The 24,002-nt window shown below is 65.7% G+C and carries 20 protein-coding genes; 10 read left to right on the forward strand and 10 right to left on the reverse strand.

The genetic code is table 11. The features are described from left to right. Positions 1–85: 85 nt before the first annotated feature. Entirely contained in the window at positions 86–1,078 is a 993-nt protein-coding gene (locus tag M1K48_RS09205; RefSeq protein WP_249454682.1) for an adenosine kinase, read from the reverse strand. A gap of 119 nt (positions 1,079–1,197) precedes the next feature. Between M1K48_RS09205 and M1K48_RS09210 the strand changes: the two genes are divergently transcribed. After that, a complete protein-coding gene (locus M1K48_RS09210) occupies positions 1,198–1,557 on the forward strand; it encodes a hypothetical protein (RefSeq protein WP_249454684.1) in 360 nt (119 codons plus the stop codon). Positions 1,558–1,629: 72 nt separating this feature from the next. On the opposite strand, the gene queG is transcribed toward M1K48_RS09210, so the two are convergent. After that, positions 1,630–2,688 (reverse strand): tRNA epoxyqueuosine(34) reductase QueG, encoded by a 1,059-nt coding sequence (gene queG / locus M1K48_RS09215; protein WP_249454686.1) that lies wholly within the window; start codon positions 2,686–2,688, stop codon positions 1,630–1,632. Positions 2,689–2,728: 40 nt separating this feature from the next. Here queG and M1K48_RS09220 point away from each other — a divergent pair, with 40 nt between their 5' ends. Then, a complete protein-coding gene (locus M1K48_RS09220) occupies positions 2,729–3,667 on the forward strand; it encodes an ABC transporter ATP-binding protein (RefSeq protein ID WP_249454688.1) in 939 nt (312 codons plus the stop codon). After that, positions 3,664–4,878 carry an ABC transporter permease gene (locus tag M1K48_RS09225; RefSeq protein WP_249454689.1) on the forward strand — a complete coding sequence of 405 codons (1,215 nt, stop codon included), beginning with the start codon at positions 3,664–3,666 and terminating at the stop codon, positions 4,876–4,878. The genes M1K48_RS09220 and M1K48_RS09225 overlap by 4 nt, the downstream gene beginning before the upstream one ends. Here M1K48_RS09225 and M1K48_RS09230 read toward each other — a convergent pair. Further along, positions 4,875–5,456, reverse strand: coding sequence for a GGDEF domain-containing protein (locus M1K48_RS09230; protein ID WP_249454690.1), 582 nt, complete (start codon positions 5,454–5,456; stop codon positions 4,875–4,877). The genes M1K48_RS09225 and M1K48_RS09230 overlap by 4 nt on opposite strands. Before the next feature lie 126 nt (positions 5,457–5,582). Here M1K48_RS09230 and purE point away from each other — a divergent pair, with 126 nt between their 5' ends. Together purE and M1K48_RS09240 are read left to right on the forward strand one after the other, a co-directional pair. Next, positions 5,583–6,056 carry a 5-(carboxyamino)imidazole ribonucleotide mutase gene (purE, locus tag M1K48_RS09235; RefSeq protein WP_249454691.1) on the forward strand — a complete coding sequence of 158 codons (474 nt, stop codon included), beginning with the start codon at positions 5,583–5,585 and terminating at the stop codon, positions 6,054–6,056. Then, on the forward strand, positions 6,053–7,108 hold the full coding sequence (locus M1K48_RS09240) for a 5-(carboxyamino)imidazole ribonucleotide synthase (RefSeq protein ID WP_249454692.1): 1,056 nt from the start codon (positions 6,053–6,055) through the stop codon (positions 7,106–7,108). The genes purE and M1K48_RS09240 overlap by 4 nt, the downstream gene beginning before the upstream one ends. 67 nt (positions 7,109–7,175) lie before the next feature. On the opposite strand, the gene M1K48_RS09245 is transcribed toward M1K48_RS09240, so the two are convergent. Both M1K48_RS09245 and M1K48_RS09250 read right to left on the reverse strand, forming a co-directional pair. Beyond that, positions 7,176–9,971: a M16 family metallopeptidase gene (locus M1K48_RS09245; RefSeq protein WP_249454693.1), complete on the reverse strand. Its 2,796-nt coding sequence runs from the start codon at positions 9,969–9,971 to the stop codon at positions 7,176–7,178. Between the two features lie 128 nt (positions 9,972–10,099). Next, complete coding sequence (locus tag M1K48_RS09250) at positions 10,100–10,570, reverse strand: TspO/MBR family protein (protein WP_249454694.1); 471 nt, start codon at positions 10,568–10,570, stop codon at positions 10,100–10,102. A gap of 78 nt (positions 10,571–10,648) precedes the next feature. Between M1K48_RS09250 and lepA the strand changes: the two genes are divergently transcribed. Continuing rightward, positions 10,649–12,472, forward strand: coding sequence for a translation elongation factor 4 (gene lepA / locus M1K48_RS09255; RefSeq protein WP_249454696.1), 1,824 nt, complete (start codon positions 10,649–10,651; stop codon positions 12,470–12,472). Positions 12,473–12,651: 179 nt separating this feature from the next. Next, entirely contained in the window at positions 12,652–15,945 is a 3,294-nt protein-coding gene (locus M1K48_RS09260) for a metallophosphoesterase family protein (protein ID WP_249454697.1), read from the forward strand. Between the two features lie 10 nt (positions 15,946–15,955). Here the strand turns inward: M1K48_RS09260 and M1K48_RS09265 are convergent, their stop codons facing one another. Next, the gene (locus M1K48_RS09265) at positions 15,956–16,147 is read right to left on the reverse strand and encodes a hypothetical protein (RefSeq protein WP_249454699.1); all 192 of its coding nucleotides are present in this window, start codon (positions 16,145–16,147) and stop codon (positions 15,956–15,958) included. 2 nt (positions 16,148–16,149) lie between these two features. Further along, positions 16,150–17,040: a hypothetical protein gene (locus M1K48_RS09270; protein ID WP_249454700.1), complete on the reverse strand. Its 891-nt coding sequence runs from the start codon at positions 17,038–17,040 to the stop codon at positions 16,150–16,152. A 497-nt stretch (positions 17,041–17,537) separates the two neighbouring features. Here M1K48_RS09270 and M1K48_RS09275 point away from each other — a divergent pair, with 497 nt between their 5' ends. The 3 genes from M1K48_RS09275 (at position 17,538) to M1K48_RS09285 (ending at position 20,612) form a co-directional block, all read left to right on the forward strand. Continuing rightward, the gene (locus tag M1K48_RS09275) at positions 17,538–18,482 is read left to right on the forward strand and encodes a ferritin-like domain-containing protein (RefSeq protein WP_249454702.1); all 945 of its coding nucleotides are present in this window, start codon (positions 17,538–17,540) and stop codon (positions 18,480–18,482) included. Between the two features lie 39 nt (positions 18,483–18,521). Beyond that, positions 18,522–19,541, forward strand: coding sequence for a ferritin-like domain-containing protein (locus tag M1K48_RS09280; RefSeq protein ID WP_249454703.1), 1,020 nt, complete (start codon positions 18,522–18,524; stop codon positions 19,539–19,541). Between the two features lie 63 nt (positions 19,542–19,604). Next, positions 19,605–20,612, forward strand: coding sequence for an outer membrane protein (locus M1K48_RS09285; RefSeq protein ID WP_249454704.1), 1,008 nt, complete (start codon positions 19,605–19,607; stop codon positions 20,610–20,612). Between the two features lie 15 nt (positions 20,613–20,627). Here M1K48_RS09285 and gpmA read toward each other — a convergent pair whose 3' ends face one another. From gpmA to hutH, 3 genes are read right to left on the reverse strand one after another with little or no spacing between them, the layout of a single operon-like run. Next, positions 20,628–21,317, reverse strand: a complete 690-nt coding sequence (gpmA, locus tag M1K48_RS09290) for a 2,3-diphosphoglycerate-dependent phosphoglycerate mutase (protein WP_249454705.1) — start codon at positions 21,315–21,317, stop codon at positions 20,628–20,630. 3 nt (positions 21,318–21,320) lie between these two features. Continuing rightward, positions 21,321–22,448 carry a M14 family metallopeptidase gene (locus tag M1K48_RS09295; protein ID WP_249454706.1) on the reverse strand — a complete coding sequence of 376 codons (1,128 nt, stop codon included), beginning with the start codon at positions 22,446–22,448 and terminating at the stop codon, positions 21,321–21,323. Positions 22,449–22,467: 19 nt separating this feature from the next. Beyond that, positions 22,468–23,982: a histidine ammonia-lyase gene (gene hutH / locus M1K48_RS09300; protein ID WP_249454707.1), complete on the reverse strand. Its 1,515-nt coding sequence runs from the start codon at positions 23,980–23,982 to the stop codon at positions 22,468–22,470. Positions 23,983–24,002 lie beyond the last annotated feature (20 nt).

The raw sequence follows: 24,002 nt of genomic DNA on the forward strand, positions 1-24,002 counted from the left end.
CCGTCGTCCCGGCGGAGGCCGGGACCTCAAGCGACTGAGGCGTCCAATCGAACGAGGTCCCGGCCTTCGCCGGGACGACGCATTTTCAGAGCAGGTCGCCGGCCAGCGCCTTGAGATCCTTTTCGGGCCGCGCGCCATAATGCTGGATCACCTCGGCCGCGGCGATGGCTCCGAGGCGGAGCGAGGCTTCGAGGCCGAGCCCGCGGGCCTGTCCAGCGAGGAAGCCGGCGGCGAACAGGTCGCCCGCACCGGTGGTGTCGACCAGCCGCTCGATCGGCTCGGCCGCGACCGAGGCGCGCTCCGACCCGGCGACGGCGACCGCGCCCTGCTCGCTGCGCGTTACCGCAAGCACCTGGACTTTGGCCGAAAGAGCGGCAAGGCCCGCCTCGAAGTCGCTCTCACCCGTCATCGCTGCCAGTTCGGCCTCGTTGGCGAAGAGAATATCGACCTTCTTCTCGTCGAGCAGGCGGTGGAAACCGTCGCGGTGGCGGTCGACGCAGAAGGTGTCGCTCAAGGTGAAGGCGACCTTGCGGCCGGCCTCGCGCGCCGCGGCGATCGCGGCTTCCATCGCGGCCCGCGGCACTTCGGGGTCCCACAGATAGCCTTCGAGATAGAGGATCCCGGCGTCGCGCACGGCGCCCAAGTCGATGGCGTCGGGCGACAGCTGCTGCGCGGCGCCGAGGAAGGTGTTCATGGTCCGCTGCGCGTCGGCGGTGACCAGGATCAGGCAGCGCGCGGTGGCGCCGACATCGCTGCGGGCCGGGGTGTCGAAGTCGACGCCCAGGCTGCGGATATCGTGGCGGTAGATGGCGCCGAGCTGGTCGTCGGCAACCTGGCCGATGAAGGCGGTCTTGATGCCCAACGCGGCGAGACCCGCGGCGGTGTTGCCGGCCGACCCGCCGCTCGCTTCGCGGCCCGGACCCATCAGGCCGTACAGCCGCTCGGCCTCGGCCTCGTCGATCAGCCGCATGCTCGCCTTGTCGAGGCCCTGCGCCTGCAGGAAGGCATCGTCGGCATCGGCGATCACATCGACGATGGCATTGCCGATGGCGAGCACGTCGTAGCGGGGAGCGGTCATGGAATGTCCTGATAGTTGGGAAGTGGCGCGCGCCCTACCGCCATCCGGCCATTCAGGGAAGGTCAGGGTCGGCAACGCCATGGATTGCCTCGCCCCACCGAGGATGACAAAGCCCCACCATGCGTCGCCTGTTTCCGCTTGCCGCCCTGTTCGTTGCCGCCTGCGCCACCACACCCCGACCCACCCCAGCGCCGATACCCAGCGGGCCGGCGCCGGCGGAAGTGCGGACCAACCTCAGCGGCCTGTCCGAGGCCGAATTGCTGGCGCGGTTCGGCCCGGCGCCGTTCCGGGTGCGCGAGGGAAGCGGGCTCAAGCTGCAATGGCAGAACGCCGCCTGCGTCCTCGACACCTACCTCTACCCGCCGGCAAACGGAGCGGGCGCTGCGACGGTGCTCCACGCCGATGCGCGGCGACCGGGGACGGGCGAGACGGTGCCGGTCGAGGGGTGCGTGGTCAGCCTCGCTATTCTTCCCCGTTAGTCCTGAGCGGAGCGCCGCAGGCGCGTAGTCGAAGGGCGATTCCGGCAAGATCGACCGGTCCTTCGACTTCGCTCAGGACGAACGAGAGGTTTGGCCAAGGCGCGCAAACGCCCACTCCGCCGCTTCCGCCACCACCGGATCCTCGTTGCCGCACAGCGCTTCGACCCGCGCCGCCAGCGCCGCATCGCCGCTGTTGCCCGCCGCGATCAGGCAGTTGCGGAGGAAGCGCCCCACCCCGATCCGCTTGATCGGGCTGCCCGAGAACAGTTGGCGGAAGCTCGCATCGTCGAGCGCGAGCAGGTCGGCCAGCGCCGGAGCGACCAGTTCGGCGCGGGGCAGGAAGGCGCGGTTGGCCTGCGCCTGCTGCGCGAAGCGGTTCCACGGACAGGCGGCCAGGCAATCGTCGCAGCCGTAGATGCGATTGCCCATCGCCTCGCGAAACTTGAGCGGGATCGGGCCCGAATGCTCGATCGTCAGGTAGGAGATGCACCGCCGCGAATCGAGCCGCCGCGGCCCGTCGATCGCCCCGGTCGGGCAGGCCGCCATACACGCGCTGCAGCTGCCGCAATGGTCGCGGCCCGGCGGGTCGGGCTCCAGGTCCAGCTCGGTAAAGATGACGCCGAGGAACAGCCAGTTGCCATGGGTCCGCGACAGGAGGTTGGTGTGCTTACCCTGCCACCCGATCCCGGCTGCAGCCGACAGCGGCTTTTCCATCACCGGGGCGGTGTCGACGAACACCTTGAGCTCGCTCGGGACCGCTTCGACGATGAAGCGGGCAAGCGCCTTGAGCGCCTTCTTGACCGTCTTGTGATAGTCGGCGCCCTGGGCATAGACGCTGATCCGGCCGAGCGACGGCTCCGCTTCCAGCGCCCGCGGGTCGCCGTCGGGCGCATAGCTCATCGCCAGCGCGATCACGCTCTTCGCCTCGGGCCACAGCCCCTGCGGCGAAACCCGCTGCCCGGCGCGTTCTTCCATCCAGCCCATCGAGCCGTGGCGCCCCTCGGCCAGCCATTCGCGCAACCGCTCTGCCGCCTCCGGCACCGCATCGGCGCGGGCGAAGCCGCACGACACGAAACCCAGCCGCTCGGCCTCGGCGCGTATCCGTTCCTTAAGGCTTGCGGGTTCAAGCACCGGCGCTCACTACAAGGGCACGTGCGGGGAGGCCAGTCGAGTGCAGCGTGAAGCAGAGGCCGCGGTCGAAGCGCGCGACCTCGTCAAGATTTTCGGGACCAAGCGCGCGGTCGACGGGGTTAGCCTGGAGGTGCCGAGGGGCAGCATCTTCGGCCTGCTCGGCCCCAATGGCGCGGGCAAGACCACCACGCTGCGCATGCTGCTGGGGATCATCGACCCCGATAGCGGCACGCGCTCGCTGCTCGGCCGTTCGGCTCCGCTGACCGCCGCCAACGAGGTCGGCTACCTGCCCGAAGAGCGCGGGCTCTACCCTTCGATGACCGCGCGCGAGGCGATCGCCTTCATGGGCGCGCTGCGCGGACTGCCGATCGCCGAAGGCCGCCGCCGCGCCACCGCCCTGCTCGCCGATCGCGGCCTGGCCGAGTGGGAGAAGAAGCCGATCCGCACCCTGTCCAAGGGCATGGCGCAGACCGTCCAGCTGCTAGGCACCCTCGTCCACAAGCCGCGCCTGATTGTGCTCGACGAGCCCTTCTCTGGGCTCGACGCGATCAACCAGGAGAAACTGGAAGCGCTGATTCGGGCCGAGGCCGAAGCCGGCGCGACGGTGATCTTCTCGACCCACGTCATCGCCCACGCCGAGCGCCTGTGCGAGCGGATCGCGATCATCGCCGCGGGCAAGGTCGCGTTCGCGGGGGCGGTCGACGAAGCGCGCGACCGGCTGCGCCCGGTGGTCAGGCTACAGACCCGCGCCGGCGACGGAGCGTGGCGCGCCGCGCTTCCGGCCGGGGCACGGCAAGTCGGCCGCGAATGGCGCTTCGAGCTTCCCGAAGGCGGCCCCGAGCCGCTGCTGCGCGCGCTGATCGACGGCGGCGCCGGCATCGACACGCTTTCGATCGAGCGGCCCGGCCTGCACGATGCCTTCGTCGCCATCGCCGGGGCATCGGCCGCGGCCGAAATGGGCAAGGAAGTGCCGGCATGACCCGCCACCTCAACAAACTCGAGGCCGCGTTCGTGATCGCCCGCCGCGACTACACCGCGACGGTCTTCAGCCGCGCCTTCCTGTTCTTCCTATTGGGGCCGCTGTTTCCGATCCTGCTTGGTGTGCTGTTCGGCGGGATCGGCGCCAAGGTGGCGAGCGATTCAGAGCGCGTCCGGCTGGCGGTGATCGCCGCACCGGCCGACTTCGCCCGCCTCGACCGAGCGCGCGGCGAACTCGCCGCCTTGCCCGGGGCGAGCCAGTTCCCGCTGCTGAAACCGATGCCGCGGGGCACGAACAACAGGAGCCTGCTCGCTGCCGAGGCTGAGCCGGTGATCGCCGTGCTCGACTATGAAGCCGGCATGGCCTCGCTGATGGGCAAGGTCGGTCCGGGCGACCCGCTGGTCGGGCAGGTGCGATTGATGGTCGACCGCGCCCGGGTCGGCTCCACCCCCATCCCCGAGATCGGCCTGATCCCCCTCCGGCAGACCGCCGGCGCGACCCGCAACGCGCGCGAGATCACCGCCCGCGCCGGCCAGGCAATGCTGTTCCTCCTCACGCTGCTGCTGTCCGGAATGCTGCTGAGCCAGTTGATCGAGGAGAAATCGAACAAGGTGATCGAGGTGCTGGCGGCCGCCGTCCCGGTCGAATCGATCTTCATCGGCAAGCTGTTCGCGATGCTGGCGATGAGCCTGACCGGGATCGCGGTATGGATGACCGTCGCGATCAGCTTTCTGCTGCTGTTCGCACCCGGGCTGTTCGCGGTGCTTCCGGTGCCGGCGATCGGCTGGCCACTCTTCCTCCTGCTGGGCGCGCTCTATTACGGGATGAGCTACCTGTTGATCGGCGCCGCCTTCCTCGGGATCGGGGCGCAGGCCAGCACCGCGCGCGAGGTGCAGACGCTTTCGATGCCCGTCACCATGGGCCAGGTCGGGCTGCTGCTGCTGGCCAATTTCGCGATCAGCGATCCGCACGGCTCGGCGGGTATTGCCGCGGCGGCTTTCCCTCTGTCCTCGCCGTTCGCGATGATGGCCAGGGCTGCGCTCGACGGGTCGGTCCTTCCGCACGTCGCGGCCTTGCTGTGGCAGGGACTGTGGGTTGCGCTGATGCTGAAGCTGGTCGCGGCCTGGTTCCGGCGCTCGGTCCTCAACAGCAGCGGACCGCGTCGACGCTGGTGGAGACGCGCCCGCAAGGTCGGCGAAGCGCTGCCTTAAGCGGCGGCCTTCTGCTCGTACATTGCGCGGTCGGCGCGGACGAGCACGCTTTCGGGCGTGTCGTCGCCGCGGATCTCGGCAATCCCGATCGCCGCCGACAGCGGGATACACACTCCGCCGAAGCTGAAGTTGCTGCCGGCGATCCGGTCGGTCAGCCGGGTCGCGGTTTCGGTCGCCTGGTCGAGGTCGACCCGTTCCAGCAGCACCGCAAATTCGTCGCCGCCGAACCGCGCCACCGTGTCGCTCTGGCGCACCCCCCCGGTCAGCAGTTCGGCGATGTGAATCAGCGCGGCATCGCCGGCATCGTGCCCGAAGCTGTCGTTGACGAACTTCATCCCGTCGACATCGACGAACAGCAGCGCCCCGACGTCGCCATAGCGTTCGGTGCGGTCGATCAGATGCGCCAGTTGGCGCTCGAACCCGCGCCGGTTGGGCAGCGGGACAAGGGGGTCGTGGTGGGCCAGACGGTCGAGCTCACCGACCTGCCGTTCGAGCTTGGCCACCGTCGCCCGCAGGCGTGCGATCTCCGCCCACATTACGGTGGGGTCATCGCTGTTAACCTCATTCCCCTCGTTCATGCCGTACAAACCATTCCGCTGGCGGTCCGACCGAGCATAACGCAGATCAACCTGTTTGGGGAGCGGGTGACATAAAGCTGGCGCGCCCTTAGGGAAGTGGCCGTTCGACCGGGGAGCGATGCACGAATGGACGTCGGGATCATCATGGGCAGCCAGTCCGATTGGGAAACGATGCGACATGCCGCGTCGATCCTGGAGGAGCTTGGCATTCCCCATGAAGCAAAGGTCGTCTCGGCGCACCGCACCCCGCAGCGACTGTACGATTATGCGACAGGCGCAAAAGCGCGTGGATTGAAGGTGTTGATCGCCGGCGCGGGCGGCGCGGCACACCTCCCCGGCATGGCCGCGGCGATGACCCCGCTGCCGGTGCTCGGCGTACCGGTCGAGAGCAAGGCGCTGTCCGGGCTCGATAGCCTGCTGTCCATCGCCCAAATGCCCGGCGGCGTGCCCGTCGGCACGCTGGCGATCGGCAAGGCGGGGGCTATCAACGCCGGCCTGCTCGCCGCCGCGATCCTTGCCCTGTCGGACGAGGCGCTGGCCGGGCGGCTCGAGGCGTGGCGGTCGGCGCAGACCGATTCGGTCGCCGAGACTCCTGAATGATCGCGCCTGGCGGGACGATCGGGATCATCGGCGGAGGCCAGCTCGGCCGGATGCTGGCGCTCGCCGCCGCGCCGCTCGGCTACAAGGTCCACGTGTTCGATCCACACGATCGGCCCTGCGCCGCCGACGTCGCCGCCGACTTCACCTGTGCCGAGTTCGACGATGTCGCCGCGCTCGAACGGTTCGCCGCGGCCTGCGACGTCGTCACCTACGAATTCGAGAATCTGCCGGTGGGACCGTTGGCGACCATCGCCGGCAAGCTTCGCCCCGGCACCGCCAGCCTCGCTATCGCCCAGGATCGCTGCGCCGAAAAGGCGTTCGTGGAGAGCGCCGGTGCACGGCCCGCGGCCTGGCGCCCGGTCGATGGCCCGGCCGACATCGACGCAGCGGTCGAGGCGCTCGGCCTGCCGCTGGTGCTAAAGACCCGCCGCGACGGCTATGACGGCAAGGGACAGGCCTGGCTGCGCACGGCGGACGACGTCGCGAACGCATGGGACGCGCTTGGTGGCCGCCCGCTGGTGGCCGAGCAAGCGATCCGGTTCGAGGCTGAATTCTCGGTCGTGCTGGCGCGCGGCGCCGACGGAGGCCTCGTTTTCTACGATTCGACCCGCAACACCCACGAAGACGGCATCCTGCGGCGGTCGGAGCTGCCCGCGGGGGCGCTGATCGAAAGCCAGGTCGTGCAGGCGCGGCAGCAGGCCGGTGCGATCGCCGAGCGGCTCGGTCACGTCGGCGTCCTGACCGTCGAGTTCTTCGCCTGCGCCGACGGCCCGCTGGTCAACGAGATCGCGCCGCGTGTCCACAACAGCGGCCACTGGACGATCGAAGGCGCGGCCACCTCGCAGTTCGCGCAGCATATTCGCGCCATCGCCGGGCTTCCGCTCGGCAGCACCGCGCTGCGCAGCCCGCGGGTGGTGATGGACAATCTGATCGGCGACGAGATCGACGATTGGTCCGCGCTTGCCGCCGACCCGGCCGCCGCGCTGCACCTCTACGGCAAGGGCGCCGCCCGCCCGGGCCGCAAGATGGGCCACGTCACCCGCCTCGGCTGAAGCGCCACGAAAAAAAAGGCCCGGAGCATCGCTGCCCCGGGCCTGATTTCGTTGCTTGGCTTAAGCCTTACTTGGGCTCGATCACCTGCACCGGATAGCCGAGCTTATCGAGCTGCGGCTTCACCTTGGCGGCGTCGCCGACAACCAGCCAGGTGAACCCCTTGGGATCGATCGCGCCGCGCAGCGCGGTGTCGATGCCGCCCTGGTTCAGTGCGCGGTAGCGGACCGCCAGCTGCTCCTGATAATTGTCCGGCCGGCCCAGCAGGCTGTTGGACATCATCGCGCCCAGCACCGCGCTCGAAGTTTCGAACCGGCCGGGCAGCGTGTTGACGTTGTTGCTGACGACACGCTCCAATTCTTCGCCGGTGACGCCCTTGCTTCCGAGCAGGTCGTTCACCTGGCTGTTCAGCGCAGCGATCGATTCGCCGGTGCGGTCGGCTTGGACCGGCGCGGTGATGGCGTATCCGACGCCTTCACGAGCGATGTCGAAGTTGCTCCGGACACCGTAGCTCCAGCCCTTGGTTTCGCGCAGGTCCATATTGATGCGCGACAGGAAGTTGCCGCCCAGCACCTCGTTGCCGGCCTGCGTAGCGATGATGTCGCCGCGCGGATCGACGCCGGTGTGCTGCGCCGCGACGATTACCGACTGGGGCGCGCTGGGCACGTTCACCAGATAGATGGTCGGCGTCGCGGGGCGGGCCGGGGCAGCACTGAACTGCTTGGTGCCCTTGGCGACGGACGGCGCTGCCCAGTTCCCGAACCGACGCTCGAGCTGCGGGGTCAACTGCGCCAGCGGCAGGTTGGAGACCACGAAAATCTCGGCATTGTCGGGACGCAGCCACTTCTGCTGGAAGCCGACGATGTCGTTGCGGGTAAAGCCCTTCACCGCCTCGGCCGATCCGTTGCCGACGATTGCATACGGGTGATTGGCACCCCAGATCAGGCTCGGAATGATCCGGGCAGCGATGCCGTTAGGGTCACGCTGCTGCGCGGCGATACCGGTCAGCGCCTGGGCGCGAACCCGCTCCAGCTCGGCCGGAGCGAAGGTCGGTTGCTCGACCACCGTCTCCAGAAGATCGAGGCTGGGAGCAAGATTGGCCGAGAGCGCGGACAGGGTCACCATGCTGCGGTCGAGCGACGCACTGGTGCCGATGTTGGCGCCCAGCTCTTCCTGGCGTTCGGCGATCTGCTGGCTGGTGAGGTTGCCCGCACCCTCTTCCATCAGCCCCATGGCAAGGCCGGCGAGGCCGCGCTGGTTGGGGACCTCGGCTGCTTGGCCAGCATCGAACGAGAGCGCCATGGTGGTCACCGGGACCGCGGTGCGCTGCGCATAGTTGATGCGGATGCCGTTCGACAGCGTGGCGCGCTGAACGTCCGGGAAGTCGAGCGCGGCGAAGTTGCCAACCGGCGGCACTTCGCGCTTGGTCGGCGGCGGCGGGGTGCCGACACCCTTCTGCGCGGTCGGGCCCTTGGGCTCGATCGGCGCGGGGCGCTCGCCCGGCTCGAGCCGGATCTTGAGCGGCGGACGGGTCAGATACTGACGGAACGCGGCTTGGACCTGCGCCGGGGTGACCCGGGCATATTCGTCCAACTGCTTGCGGAACCAGTTGGGGTCGCCGGCATAGAGCTGGCCCTGGGCCAGCGCGACGGCCTTGCCGCCGAACCCGCCGACCTGCTCAAGCCCGCGGATGGTACCGGCGACTTCGCTGGTCGCGGCGCGGCTCAGTTCGGCGCGGGTCGGACCGGTGGCGACGAACTCGGCCATCAGTTCATCGAGGCGCTTCTCGACCTGCGCCGGGTCGACGCCAGGGCGGACGACGGCCTGGACCTGGAAGAGGCCCACGCGATGCTGCGGCGAAGCGCCGGCCGAGACCTGGACCACCAGCTTCTCGTTGCGGACCAGCGCATTGTCGAGGCGCGAGCTGGCGAGACCGCCGAGCACCGAACCGCCCAGCTCCAGCGCGGGGGTCTGCTTGTCGAGCATGCCCGGAATCGCCCAGGTGCGGATAAGGGTGGTCGCGGGAACGCGGTCCTTCATCACGATCGTCTTGCCGTTGGCAGGCGGCACCGCGGCCATTGCCGGGGTGTTCACCGGACCGCGCTTGATCGCGCCGAAATACTTCTGGACCAGCGGGCGGGCCTCGGCGGCGTTGATGTCGCCGGCCAGCACCAGAACCGCATTGTTCGGGCCGTAATTGTCGGTGAACCACTTCTGGACGTCGGCCAGGCTGGCGGCGTCGAGGTCGGCCATCGAGCCGATCGGGGTGTGGTGATAGGGGTGGCCGGCCGGGAACAGGTTGCCGAAGATCTCATATTGGGTGAGGCCGCCCGGACGGTTGTCGCCCTGGCGCTTCTCGTTCTGGACGACGCCGCGCTGGTTATCCAGCTTGGCCTGCGTCACCGCGCCGAGCAGGTAGCCCATGCGGTCCGATTCCATGAAAAGCGCCTTGTCGAGCGCGGCCTTGGGGACGGTCTGGAAATAGTTGGTGCGGTCGAAGCTGGTCGTGCCGTTGAGATCGGTCGCGCCGATCTGCGTGGTGTACTTGAAATAGTCGTCGGGCAGGTTCTCCGACCCGTTGAACATCAGATGCTCGAACAGATGGGCGAAGCCGGTCTTGCCGGTCGGCTCGTCCTTGGAGCCGACGTTGTACCATACGCTGACCGCGACGACCGGCGCCTTGCGATCCTCGTGGACCACCACGGTCAGGCCATTCTGCAGCTTGAAGGTCTGGTTGGGGATCTTCACGTCCTTGACCAGCGTCGGCAGCGGCGCGGCGCCCTGGGCCTGCGCGGCGGCGGGGGTAGCGAGCGCTCCGAGCGAGGCTCCGGCAAGCAACAGCGAAAGGCGAACGGAATCACGCATGGGATTGAGGCTCCAAGAGAATCTTCGGCGGATTGAGTGAGCAGAAAACGCGAAGTGAACGCTCGTTCATCTACCAACGGCGGCTGGGCTTCGACGGGCGGCGGTGCCCGCCACGGAACCGGGCAGCTTCAGGCGGATCGTGGATTGAGCCTGACGATCCGACAGTTGAGCCACGCGGCAAAGCTAACCCAAAGCAGGTAGGGCAGGATCAGCAGGCTCGCCTTTTCCGAGATCGGCGCCAGTCCGACCACCAGCGCGACCAGCGAGACCCATAGGAACACCACTTCGACCAGTGCCCAGTCGGGCCGCTTCCATTTGAAGAACAACGGGCTCCACAACAGGTGCAGCAACGCGTTGGCGCCGAACAGCAGCACCACCAGCCGCCGCTCCCCATCGGTCGCCGCCGCGTTCCACGCGATGCTGGCCGACCAGGCGGCAAGCCCGAGGATGACCGTCCAGGCCGGCCCGAACAGCCAGTCGGGCGGGTTGAGGCGCGGCTTGCGCAGGCCGTGGTACCAGCATCCCACCTCGGTCAGGAGGCCGCCGGCGATTCCCAGCAGGATCGCGACGCCGAAGCAGATGATGACCGGCGTGCTCATGCCGCTGCTTGTGGCACGATGGCGGGCCGGAGGTCCAGATGACAGGAGGCCCCGCCCCTGCTAGCGGCTCCCCCCGACATGACCGACCTTTCCCACATCCGCAATTTTTCGATTATTGCCCACATCGACCATGGCAAATCGACGTTGGCCGACCGATTGATCCTGCGCACCGGGGGGCTGACCGAGCGCGAGATGACCCATGGCCAAGTCCTTGATAACATGGAGATCGAGCAGGAGCGCGGGATCACCATCAAGGCGCAGACGGTGCGCCTCGCCTACACCGCCAAGGACGGCGAGACCTATACCCTGAACCTGATGGACACGCCGGGCCACGTCGACTTCGCCTACGAGGTCAGCCGCAGCCTCGCCGCGTGCGAAGGCGCGCTGCTGGTGGTCGACGCCGCGCAGGGGGTCGAGGCGCAGACGCTGGCCAACGTCTACCAGTCGATCGAGCACGACCATGAAATCGTGCCGGTCATCAACAAGATCGACCTCCCCGCCGCCGAGCCCGACAAGGTCAAGGCCGAGATCGAGGAAGTGATCGGCCTCGACGCCAGCGACGCGGTCCTGACCAGCGCCAAGGCCGGGATCGGGATCGAGGAAGTGCTCGAAGCGATCGTCACCCGCATCCCCCCGCCCAAGGGCGATCCCGACGCGCCCCTGAAGGCGATGCTGGTCGACAGCTGGTACGACCCCTACCTCGGCGTGGTCATCCTGGTGCGCGTGATCGACGGCTATATCCGCAAGGGCCAGGAGATCGTCTTCATGGCGGCGGGCACCCGCCACCTGATCGACCGCGTCGGCTGCATGAATCCCAAGCTCCAGCTGCTGCCCGAGCTCGGGCCGGGCGAAATCGGGATCATCACCGCGCAGATCAAGGAAGTCGCCCAGACCCGCGTCGGCGACACCATCACCGACGCCAAGCGCCGCACCGCCGAGCCGCTGCCGGGCTTCAAGGAAGTCCAGCCCGTCGTCTTCTGCGGCCTGTTCCCGGTCGACGCCGCCGACTTTGAGAAACTGCGCGAAAGCATCAGCAAGCTGCGCCTCAACGACGCCAGCTTCAGCTTCGAGACCGAAAGCAGCGCGGCGCTGGGCTTCGGCTTCCGCTGCGGCTTCCTCGGCCTGCTTCATCTCGAGATCATCCAGGAGCGGCTGACCCGCGAATATGATCTCGACCTCATCACTACCGCGCCGAGCGTCGTCTATACCCTGCACCTCAGCCACTCGAAGACCGAGGACGCGCAAACCATCGAGCTTCACAACCCGGCCGACATGCCCGATCCCAACCGGATCGCCAGCATCGAGGAGCCGTGGATCGAGGCGACCATCTACGTCCCCGACGAATATCTCGGGCCGATCCTCAAGCTGTGCCAGGACCGCCGCGGGATCCAGAAGAACCTGACCTACGTCGGCGGCCGCGCGCAGATCACCTACGAGCTTCCGCTCAACGAGGTGGTGTTCGATTTCTACGACCGGCTGAAGAGCATGTCGAAGGGCTATGCGAGCTTCGACTATCACCAGATCGGCACCCGCGAGGGCGACCTCGTCAAGATGAGCATTTTGGTCAACGAGGAGGCGGTCGACGCCTTGTCGATGATTGTTCACAGGGGCACCGCCGAACAGCGCGGCCGCGGCATGGTCGAGCGCCTCAAGGAGCTGATCCCGAGGCACATGTTCAAGATCCCGATCCAGGCCGCGATCGGCGGCAAGGTCATCGCCCGCGAAACGCTGAGCGCGCTGCGCAAGGACGTGACGGCGAAGTGCTACGGCGGCGACGCCACCCGCAAGCGCAAGCTGCTGGAGAAGCAGAAGAAGGGCAAGGCGAGGATGCGGGAATATGGCAACGTCAGCATCCCGCAGGAGGCGTTTATCGCCGCGCTCAGGATGGGGGATGAGGGGTGAACGCCCGCTCGTGAGAGAGTGCGAAGTGCTACGGACTCGATCCGGCGCGCATTGGGCGCGGGCGACTGACGGATGGGATGCCTCATAAGCCCGCCGCAAATCGTATGGCAAAATAGCCCCTCGGTCTTGATGCTAGATCATATTCCAGCAATCCTCGTTTGGCCGAACGAGGATAACTGATGAACGACGAGAGAACTTTTCGCTGGCTTCACTTGAGCGACCTACATGTCGGCATGAAGGAGCAGTCGTCCCTCTGGCCTAACGTTAAATCCGCGCTTCTGGCAGACTTGCAGTCTCTGTTGAAGAGAACGGGAACTATCGACGTAATTATCTTCTCGGGGGACATGACGAACCGTGGCAAGCCAGACGAGTTTGCAATCCTTCAGAACATCCTCACGGAAATACGAGACGTCGCCAAACTGTACGGCCCTTCTCCGCAGTTCCTCTTCGTTCCAGGAAACCACGACTTACAAAGGCCTCGGAAATCCGCGGCACCGCATCTTGTCCTTAAGCGCTGGTGGGACGAGCCCGCCGCGCAAGAGCAATTTTGGGAACCCAGATCCGATCTCCAGCGAGCTGTGACAAAATCCTTTCTGCACTACAGCAACTGGACGGCGTCAGGCTCAGCCCTGCACAGCTTGAGTACTCATTCGCGCGGCATTTTGCCGGGCGATTTTTCGGGAAGCTGGCAGGGTCCTGGAATCAAAGTGGGAATTGTAGGCCTCAATAGCACGTGGCTTCAGCTCGACGCAGGAGACTACGAAAAGAAGCTTCACGTCGATCTGAGACAAATACTTGCTGTCACAAATCATGCACCCGAAGAGTGGTGTGCCAAGAATGATATAAACCTTATTGTCACACACCACCCACCCAGCTGGTTACACCCCTCTAGTTTGGCTACATGGGAATCCGAGATCAATCCCCCCGGAAGATTCGATGTCCATTTCTTCGGACATATGCATGTTCCAGATGCGCAAACAATCTTACAGTCTGGCAGTACGGGGCGCACCACTGTTCAAGCGGCATCGGCTTTCGGTCTGGAAAGCTTAGGGAACGGTCAAAGCAGAGTGCACGGCTTCAATGTCGGAGAGATTCGGCTAGACAAGACCAAAAAGTATCGAAGAATTTGGCCAAGAGTTCTAAAGCGACATACGAGTGGACGAATGCGATTTGTAGCTGATACTGATTTCGAACTTAATGAAGGGAATTACTTCGAAGAACAGTATGGTTCAGCACCTGACAGGCAGCATGCCTTAGATAGCCTGCCAGCAACCCTAGCTACTAAGAAAATCTCGCCGGGTGAAGGTACTAGTGCTGAGGAACTCGAGGCAGTTCGCTACAAACTTCTGCCGGCTACTTCACACAGAAATGTCAGACTGCCAGAGCAGGAAGCGTGCATAGGTTACCTCAAAACCACCCGCACTGCTTGGATACAAGCGGATTGGGGCCTTGGTAGCGACGGTTTCGTTTGGTCTGTTCTCCAAAGACGGGGACATCTTGAGGGCACAGTCTACCGGTTTGACTGCAGTAACTACGAGAGCCGTGATCGCTTCCTTGACGGCGTGCGACGCCTTGCAGGAATTAGTTTTGAGAAACTCTGCGAAGTGATTTCGCGTCAGTCGAATGCTTACATTCTATTCGACAATGTCAATCCAACTTGTACTGACGAGAATGGGCATTCGATTGCATACGACATTGCAGAGCTTATGCTTGTCGTTAACGATTATTGCCCTGAGGCGTCAGTGCTTGTGCGGAGTCGTGGCGCTCCCCCAGCCGAGATACCGTCAGTGCGCCTTAGGGCACTCGATGAGCCAGATATTGCGGTCTATGTATCAGATTCACCCTATTCAGCTCAAGCGCTGAAGTCTCCTGATTTCCCCTCTAAACTTCACAGACTTACTGATGGCACGCCAAGTCGCCTAGACCGGGCACTGCGCGAACTTAATGTTGTCGGAATATCCGATTTGGTAGCTTATAATTCAGACTACGTCCCGGCATTGACAACGCAATCTTCTGCCCCAGCGACCTTGGTGCAAGCTATAACGGTTCTCTCACAATCCGACGACATCGCAGAACAACGCGCGTTGTCTCTATTGCAGGTTCTATCTACATTTCCCCAAGGGGAAGAGCTTGAAGGCATTAGACGGTTCAATGTCACGTATCAGTTCTTTGCGACCAGTGCCACGCTACTGCACGATCAAGGCCTGATCGACTCCAATTCCCTATCCGAGGTCTCAGGCAAAACAAGCGGTCGCGATGTACGGGTTCTCAGTGTTGCTCGTGACGTTCGCGACTACATCCGCGCCACAATCGGTGACGAGTCAGCGGAACGGCTCCACAACAGAGCCATGGAACTTTATTTTGGCTCGGACTGGCGGAATGGCCTGCTTAAAACAAAGTCTGGCCATCGCTATGATGAGCCTCTGCAGTTCGAATTTCGCATCTCGAATGCAAGCGCATTGCTTTTGCGACATATCGCAAGCCTTCAGAGTAGCGGAGATGATATTGCTATTCGAAGCAGCTTCCGGTTGCTGACCACTTATCTAGGATCGCTGGTTGAAGGCGCCCATTACAGAAGCGTTGTTGCCTTATCTTCTGATCTTGAGCCGTTTGTAAGTATGGCGAGCGCAGTCGAAAGAGATCTAATTGCGTACCAAAATGCAAAAAGCCTTCGCATGCTCGGTGAGGGGGAGAGAGCAAGAGAAGTGCTTGAAGGCATAAATTCAGCCTTGCTGACTAAAGATTTACGAAGAAGTACTCTTCTCAATTTGGCACTCTGCTACCAATCGTTAGACGACCCGAGGGCAGTTTCAACCGCCGAGAAAGTCATCTCTATGGGCAAAGCTGAGTCTTCAGCAGTGCAGGCCGAAGCAATCATCATTCGCTCTGCTTATACAGGTGACGAGAGGCGAAAGCGTCTCCTCGATCTAGAAAACACTGCTAAGCGCAAGAAGTTTGATCAGATGGTAAATACCATCGCTTTAATCAGGGCGGACGACATGAGCCTTGATGAAGTCCAGAGGACGCAGATTCTTGACGAGGTGCTAGATCGATCGCGTAACAAGAAAGATTTCTACAATGGCGTTCGGGCCTTGATCAAAATCTGTGCCGCAAAGATTGCGAAGGGTGAATATCTTACCGAGCGTGACAGATCCCATCTAATCGATGCCTATCACTTCCTTTACAATGAGCGTCTTTCCGCCTTGTTCGAAGAATGTAGCGATACACTTTGGGCAGACTTTGAGCGCACAGGCGATGTCGGTAATCTGCTTAGGCTGTTTAGGCATAGCTCGTTCATCTGGCGCCTGCTCGGACGGGAGCAGAAAGAAAAAGGATATATCAAACGCCTTGCAAAGAGGGCGCCGAAGCTCGGTGTTTCCGTCGAGTTAGAGCGAGAGCGCGCTTATTATCTAGCACGAGCAAGCGCGACAATTGCTTCCAATGATGAGCTGCCAAGAAAAATTGAAAGGTAAGTTCGCCTGATCACGCCGAGTCTTCATCCTCCACCCCCGGCGGCTCCCGACACACCCGGCCGTCGAGGCTCACCGGCCGCGCCAGCCTTGGCAGCATGCTTTCCTCCTGATCCTCCAGCGTCAGCCAGTGGGCGTAGTCGCTGTTGAGGGTGAAGGTGCGCAGACCCTGGCCGCCCTCCTCGAAATCCTTGGGTTCGCGCATGGTTATTGGGCCTTTCGCCGGCGGGGCTTGGGTTTGGGCGTGGGCGCCGAAGCCGCCGCCATCTCCTCGCGCATGCTCGCCAGCACCGTGTCGATCTCGGCCTGGCGGGCGAGGCCTTCTTCGTCGAGGTTGCGCCAGTCGAGCTCGCCCTCGCCGCCGTGGTGGTAGGTGCCGGTGTCGTCCTCGCCCCCGCCGAGCTCGAGCGCGTTCGTGACCTCGTCGGCGCGCAGGTAGGGGACGGCGGGGTCGAATTCGGGCTGGTGCTCGAGGGCTCGGCGGGAGGCGGCGGCGGCGCTGAGGAGCTGTTGCAGGGTCTCGATCTGATCGAGGCTGAGGTGGACGGGATCGAAGTGGCGGATGAGCTCGGCCTGGTCGTCGGTGCGTTCGGACTCGGTGGGGGCGAGGGGTTCTGAGACCTGGGGGAGCGGCTGCGACGCGACGCCGCTGAGGCGGGGGGCGCTCGCGTCGAAATAGGTCTGGCTGTAGCGGCGGCCGTCGGGGGCCTTGGCGTTCATGCGGAGGCAGAACATCAGCAGGCGGTCGTTGGTCTTGCGGCGGTAACCGACGAGCTTGCCGAAGCTCATCACCGGGACGAGCTCGCCCTCGATCGCGCGTTCGAAGGCGAGGTCACGCAAGCGCTGGACGCCGAAGTCGAGCGCGGCTTCCCACGCGCGGCGGAAGCTTTCGGCGCCGGCCTGGCGGCGGAGGTAATAGGCGCCCTCCGGGCTCATGTTGACCATCGTGGCGGCGCGCGAGACGCTGCCGGTGTCGGCAAGGGCGGCGATGAAGGCGCGCTGGCGTTCCGGGGTCCAGCCGTCGTGGCGATATTTGCGCTCGACCGGCTGGAAGTCGGGCAACGGCTGGGTGCGGGGAGCGGGGGTGCGGTTCTGCATGAGGCAGATCGAACCATAAAGGTTCGCTGTAGGACAGCGGAATCTTCGCGCGGCCGTGCGGTCAGAATCCATCCCTGGCTAGCCGGGCGCGGTCAAACGCACCTCTCCGCTCGCTCCGTTATGGCCCCAGTTCCGCGTGCGTGGCCGCAGGGCACCACCTCTTCACTTTTTGCTAACCACGAGAAAAACCGTCCGGAACCAACGCGGTGGAGGGCCGTTGCGCGACTGAACATGCTGGAATGTGGTTGAGCTTCCCGATCGGGACGCCGGCTCGTTCGAGGAGGCGTTTCGCAGTGTATCGCGACCATCCCGTTCCGGCATCGGCGGCTCGTCCGCTCCTTCCGCAGCGCCGCGAATTCGCTGCACACTCCATCCGATCGGCTGGCCGGCCGTGAGCGGGCGTCTCGCTCCTCCGCCGCAAGCGCATTCAAGCCGCGCATCCGCGCGCAACAACCAGCCGTATCTAGTCTGGATCATCCCTGAAGGAGTGTGCACGCATGCAGGAAGAACTGGCGCTTCACGCGCTTGAGAGCCGTGAAAAGAGACGCACCGAGCGTCGCGATTTCTTCCGGCTGGCGGCCACGGCGGCGGTCGCCGCGCCGCTCGCGCTGACCCTCGGCGGTCAGCCGGTCACCGCCCAGACCGCGGTCACCGATGCCGACATCCTCAACTTCGCGCTCAACCTCGAATATCTCGAAGCGCAATTCTACCTCTACGCCGTGACCGGCGCCGGGCTTCCCGACGGGCTGACCACCGGCACGGGGACGCGGGGCGCGGTGACCGGCGGCAAGCAGGTGACCTTCACCGATCCTCTCGTACGCGAATATGCCAACGAGATCGCGTCGGACGAGCAGGCCCACGTCGCCTTCCTCCGCAACGCGCTCGGCACCGCCGCGGTGGCGCAGCCGGCGATCGACATCGGGACCGATCCCAACGGCGCCTTTTCGACGGCAGCGCGGGCTGCCGGTCTGGTCGGGCCGGGGCAGAGCTTCGATCCTTACCTCAATGACGAGAACTTCCTCCTCGGCGCGTTCATCTTCGAGGACGTCGGGGTCACCGCCTACAAGGGCGCTGCGCCGCTGATCACCAACAAGACCTTCCTCGAGGCCGCCGCCGGAATACTCGCGGTCGAGGCCTATCATGCGGCGCTGGTCCGAACGACCCTGTTCCGCAAGGGCATCCAGACCCCCGCGCTGGTGCAGGCAACCGAGGCGATCTCCAACGCCCGCGACAGCCTCGACGGGTCGGCCGACAAGGACCAGGGCATCGCGGTTCGCGACAATGCCTCCAACATCGCCCCGCTCGACGGCAACGGCCTCGCCTATAGCCGCTCGGCGGGAGAGGTGCTGAACATCGTCTACCTGACGCAGCTGGCGCGCACGCAAGGCGGGTTCTTCCCGGCCGGCGTGAACGGCAACATCCGCACCAGCCAGGCCAATTAAGCTCAGGACATCAGCCCCTGACGGGGCCGGAGACGCATCATGATCGAACAGGATACCTTGAACGAAGTGCTCGAAGCCTGCGACAAGAGACGCGACGCACGCCGCGCCTTTCTTCGCGGCACCGGAACCGCGGCGATGCTGGTCGGCGCCGGCGCGCTCGCCAGTTGCGGCGGCGGTGGCGGTGGCGGCAATGACGACCCGCTGATCCAGGTCCCCGGGACGCCGGGCACCAACCCGCCGACGGGCACCACGCCTCCGGGTACCATCTCGGACGGCGACATCCTCAACTTCGCCCTCAACCTCGAATATCTCGAGGCGCAATTCTACTCGTTCGCGGCGTTCGGGACCGGCCTTGCGGCCAACCTCCTGACCGGCACGGGCACCCAGGGCGCGGTCACCGGCGGCAAGCAGGTCACCTTCACCGACCCGGTCGTCGGCCAATATGCCCGCGAGATCGCGGTCGACGAGCGCCAGCACGTCGCCTTCCTCCGCTCGGCCCTCGGCAGCGCCGCAGTCGCCCAGCCGGCGATCGACATCAGCGCCACCGCGACCAGCGCCTTCTCCAACGCTGCCCGGGCCGCCGGCCTGATCGGTCCGGGGCAGACGTTCGACCCCTATGCCAATGACGAGAACTTCCTGCTCGGCGCGTTCATCTTCGAAGACGTCGGAGTGACCGCTTACAAGGGAGCTTCGCCGCTGATCACCAACAAGACCTTCCTCGAGGCTGCGGCCGGCATCCTTGCCGCAGAATCCTATCACGCGGGGCTGGTCCGTACGGTGCTCTACGCCAAGGGGCTGCAGACGCCCTCGCTGCGCACCGCGACCGAGTCTATCTCGGACGCCCGCGACAGCCTCGATGGACCGACCGAGGTCGATCAGGGCGTGGCGATGCGCGGCGCGGCATCGAACATCGTGCCGACCGACAACAATGCGATCGCCTACAGCCGGACGCCGGGCGATGTGCTCAACATCGTCTACCTGACCGCGGCCGCGGCGCAGCAGGGCGGGTTCTTCCCGGCCGGCGTCAACGGCAACGTCCGGGTCAGCACCGCAGGATAATTGAATAGGGGAGCCCGGTTGCGCAGGGCCGGGCTCCCCGCCGTCTCAAGACAGGGGTTCACCATGAGAAAATTCCTACTGGCCAGCGCCGTGCTGATCGGCATCGCCGCTCCGGCCCAGGCCCAGAACAGCGGCGGTTACTTCGGGGTCGAGGGCGGCATCATGTCGGCCAAGACCAACCGCGCCGACGTGTTCGCCGACTTCACCACCGTGCAGACCCCGGCGACGCCGGCCGGCCCGGCGTTCGTCGCCGACGTCCTCCTGCCGGGCGCGATCCGTGCCGACTACAAGCGCGGCTACGACTTCGACGCGATCGCCGGCTATGACTTCGGCTTCATTCGGACCGAGCTCGAGCTCGGCTACAAGCGGGCCAAGCTCAACAGCTATCGCATCGGCGACACCGAACTGGCCACGCTCAGCACCGCGCTGAACCGGCCGTCGGCGGCCCCCGATCCCTTCGCACCGGGCCTCGGCGCGCTGACCACCAGCGAAACCAGTGGGCGGATGACGATCTATTCGGCGATGGCCAACGCCCTCCTCGACCTCGGCAACGAGCGCTTCTCGGTCTATGGCGGCGGCGGCTTCGGCCGGGCCCGGGCCAAGCTGCTCGGCAACCGCGACGATGCCTGGGCGCACCAGCTGATCGCCGGCGCCCGCTTCGCGGTCTCCGAGAACATCGATTTCGGCCTCAAGTATCGCTACTTCCGCACCAACCGGCTGAACCTCGGCGATGCCGAGACCACCGTGATTCAGGGCAACCCCGACCTGCTCAATCTTGGCACCACCGCTTCGCCGGTGTTCGTCGAGCGGCGCACCAGCGCCGCGCTCGACACGCAGTTCAACGAGCGGTTCCGGTCGCACAGCCTGCTCGCCAGCCTGATCTTCAACTTCGGCGGGCGGGATGTCGCGCCGCCGCCGCCACCCCCACCGCCGCCGCCAGCGCCGGTCGAAGTCGCGCCCCCGCCGCAGACCCAGACCTGCCCCGATGGCAGCGTGGTGCTGGCGACCGACGTCTGCGCGGTGCCGCCGCCGCCGCCCCCGCCGCCGCCGGTCGAACCGGTTCGCGGCTAAGCAAAGGGGGCCGCTCTACCTCTCGCTGAGGTAGTAGCGGTCCACCTTCTGCCCATTGTCGTCCAGCTCGTAGACGATCGGCTGTCCGGTCGGGATTTCGAGCCCGGTGATGTCGGCATCGGAAATGCCCGACAGATGCTTTTCCAGCGCGCGCAGGCTGTTGCCGTGCGCCGCCACCAGCACCCGCTCGCCGCGCTTCAGCGCCGGCGCGATCTCCGCTTCGTAATAAGGCAGCACCCGCGCGATCGTGTCCTTGAGGCTCTCGCTCGCCGGCACCGCGATCCCGGCATAGCGCCGGTCGTCCTGCAACGCGGCATACGGACTGTCGCCGTCGAGCGGCGGCGGAGGCACGTCGAAGCTGCGACGCCAGATGCGGACCTGCTCCTCGCCGACCTTGGCCACCGTCTCGGCCTTGTTGAGCCCGGTCAGCCCGCCATAATGGCGCTCGTTCAGCCGCCAGTCCTTGATCATCGGCAGCCAGATCCGGTCCATCGCCTCCAGCGCCAGATTGGCGGTGCGGATCGCGCGCTTCTGGACCGATGTGAACACCCGGTCGAGGTCGATTCCCTTGTCGACCAGCAGCTGCCCCGCGGCCCGCGCTTCGGCCTCACCCTGTTCGGTGACGTCGACGTCCCACCAGCCGGTGAAGCGGTTCTCGAGGTTCCACTGGCTCTGGCCGTGGCGCAGCAGGATCAGGGTCGGCATCGCTTACTTCGCCTCCAGCTCGGGCAGGATCTGGTGCAATGCGTCGAGGCAGGAATGCGCCAGCCGCTTGGACCGCTCCGGGCTCCAGCCGTGGACCGCGTCAGCCAACGGCGCGTGATCCTTGAACGGCATTTCCAGCGTCATCGACACGCAGCCATAGCGCTCGGCCAACTGGGTGGTGCTCATCGACAGATTGGCCTCGCCCGGGCGCGACAGTTCATAGCCCTGCTTGGTCTGGAAATCGGGGCAGATCCGCTCGAGCGTGTTGGCGAACAGGTGGTACATTTCCTCCTGCCGCGGCTTGAGGCTCGGGATACCCTCGAAGCCCGCGAGGAAGTTGGCGGCGATCGCCTCGTCCCCGTGAATATCCATCGCGAACACCGGCTTGGCCGCGTCCATCGCGTTGCGGACGCACAGCACTTCGGGGCTGCGCTCGGCCGACGGCGCGTGCCATTCGCGGTTGAGGTTCACCCCCACCGCATTGGTCCGCAGATGCCCGCGCGCCGACCCGTCGGGATTCATGTTGGGCACGCAGTGGAAGGTGCAGCGCGCCCGCAGCGCGCGGGCGACGGGATCGTCGGGATCGACCAGCTTTTCCAGCGCACCTTCCATCCACCATTCGGCCATGCTCTCGCCCGGATGCTGGCGGGCATAGAGCCACACGGTCAGCGGCCCTTCGCCGATTGTCAGGCAATCGATCGCCTGCCCGTCGAGGCTGACGCCCAGCTCGCGGTGGGTAACCTGCGCAAGCTCGGCCAGCGCGGCGACCAGATCGTGGTGCCGCTCCATCGAATAAGGCGCGAAATAGGCCACCCACAGCAGATCGCTGTCGACCGCAGTGCGGATCGTAAGTACGCCATTGTCGTAGGACGTGTCGGCCTGCACCCAGGTCTCGCGGTCGGTCGACACCCGCGCCTGATAGCCGGGCCAGCCCATCGGATAGGCCGACTTGGCGCAATTGGTCAGCCGCAGTGTCAGATCCTGCCCGCGCACCCCCGACAGGCGGAAGTGGAACCACTGGTAGAAATCGGACTGGGTGTCGTTGACGATCTCGAGGTCGAGGGTCGACCCCTCTGCCTTGACCAGCCGGATGTTGCCGCTGTCGAAGGCGCTGTTGACGGATATGGACATGGGGCCGCGCCTTAAGGGCTCAACGGCCAAGATGAAAGCCGCCGCTCATCCGCCCTTCCAGCACCGCCGTCTGCAGCGCCGCCATCTCGTCCGCCCAATAGCGGTCGGCCTCGAGGTGCGGGCTGATCGCGCGCACTTCGCCATGCAGCGCGGCGAGCGTCGGGGAGGTCGCCAGCGGGGCATGATAGTCGACCCCCTGCGCGGCGGTGATCAGTTCTACCGCCACCACGCCGGCGGCGTTGCGCGCCACGACCGCCGCCTTGCGCGCGGCGATCGGCGCCATCGAGACATGGTCCTCCTGCCCGGCCGAGGTCGGGATCGAATCGACCGACGCCGGGAAGGCCAGGCTGCGATTTTCCGCGACCAAGGCGGCGGCGGTGACCTGCGGGATCATCAGCCCGCTGTTGACCCCGCCATCGTCGGTCAGGAACGCGGGAAGCCCGCTCATCTTGGGATCGACCAGCACCGAAATGCGGCGTTCGGACAGGCTTGCGACCTCGCACAGCGCCAGGGTGATGGTGTCGGCGGCGAAGGCAACGGGCTGGGCGTGGAAGTTGCCCCCCGAGATGGCGTCGTCGCCCTCCTCGCCGGAAAACAGGATCGGATTGTCGGTCACCGCCGCCGCCTCGATGGTCAGCGTGCGCGCGGCATTCTCCAGCAGGTCGAGCGCGGCGCCCATCACCTGCGGCTGGCAGCGGAAGCTGTAGGGATCCTGCACCCGCCCGCAGCGATGGTGCGAGGAGACGATCGCCGACCCGTCGAGCAGGCGGCTGAGTTCACCCGCGACGCGGATCTGCCCCGGCTGTCCGCGCAGCGCCGAGATGCGCGGGTCGAACGGCTTGACGCTGCCCTTCAGCGCATCGACCGCCAGAGCGCCCGCCCCCAGCGCCGCCCCGAACACCCGCTCCGCCGCGAACAGCGCATCGAGCGCGACCGCGGTGCTGAACTGCGTCCCGTTGATCAGCGCCAGCCCTTCCTTGGGCCCAAGTTCCAGCGGCGCGCGCCCCATCCGCTCCAGCGCGGCCGCGGCCGGCAGCCGCTCGCCGGCAAGGTCGATCCAGCCATGCCCCATCAGCGCCGCGGTCATGTGCGCCAGCGGCGCCAGGTCTCCGCTCGCACCCACGCTCCCCTGCGAGGGGATGACCGGCATCGCGTCGCCGTCGAGCAGCGCCTGGAGCGCGTCGGTCACCACCCGCCGCACCCCCGAATGCCCGCGCCCGAGCCCGAGCAGCTTGAGCACGATCATCAGCCGCGTCACGTGCCGCGGCGTCGCCTCGCCCAGCCCGCAGCTGTGCGACAGGATCAGGTTGCGCTGCAGCTCCGCCAGCCGCTCGCCCGGGATCCGGGTCTGCGCCAGCAGGCCGAACCCGGTGTTGATCCCGTACACCGTCTCCCCCGACGCCACGATCCGCGACACGGCGGCGGCGGAGGCATCGATCCGAGCCAGCGCGGCTTCGTCAGGGCGGGCGGGCGCGCCGCTCCACAGCTGGCGAAGGGTGGAAAGGGTGATGGCTTCGGGATCGAGGATGAGCATGGGCGCGCCTTAGAACGGAA

Source organism: Sphingomonas glaciei (genome assembly GCF_023380025.1).
GTDB classification, from domain to species: domain Bacteria; phylum Pseudomonadota; class Alphaproteobacteria; order Sphingomonadales; family Sphingomonadaceae; genus Sphingomicrobium; species Sphingomicrobium glaciei.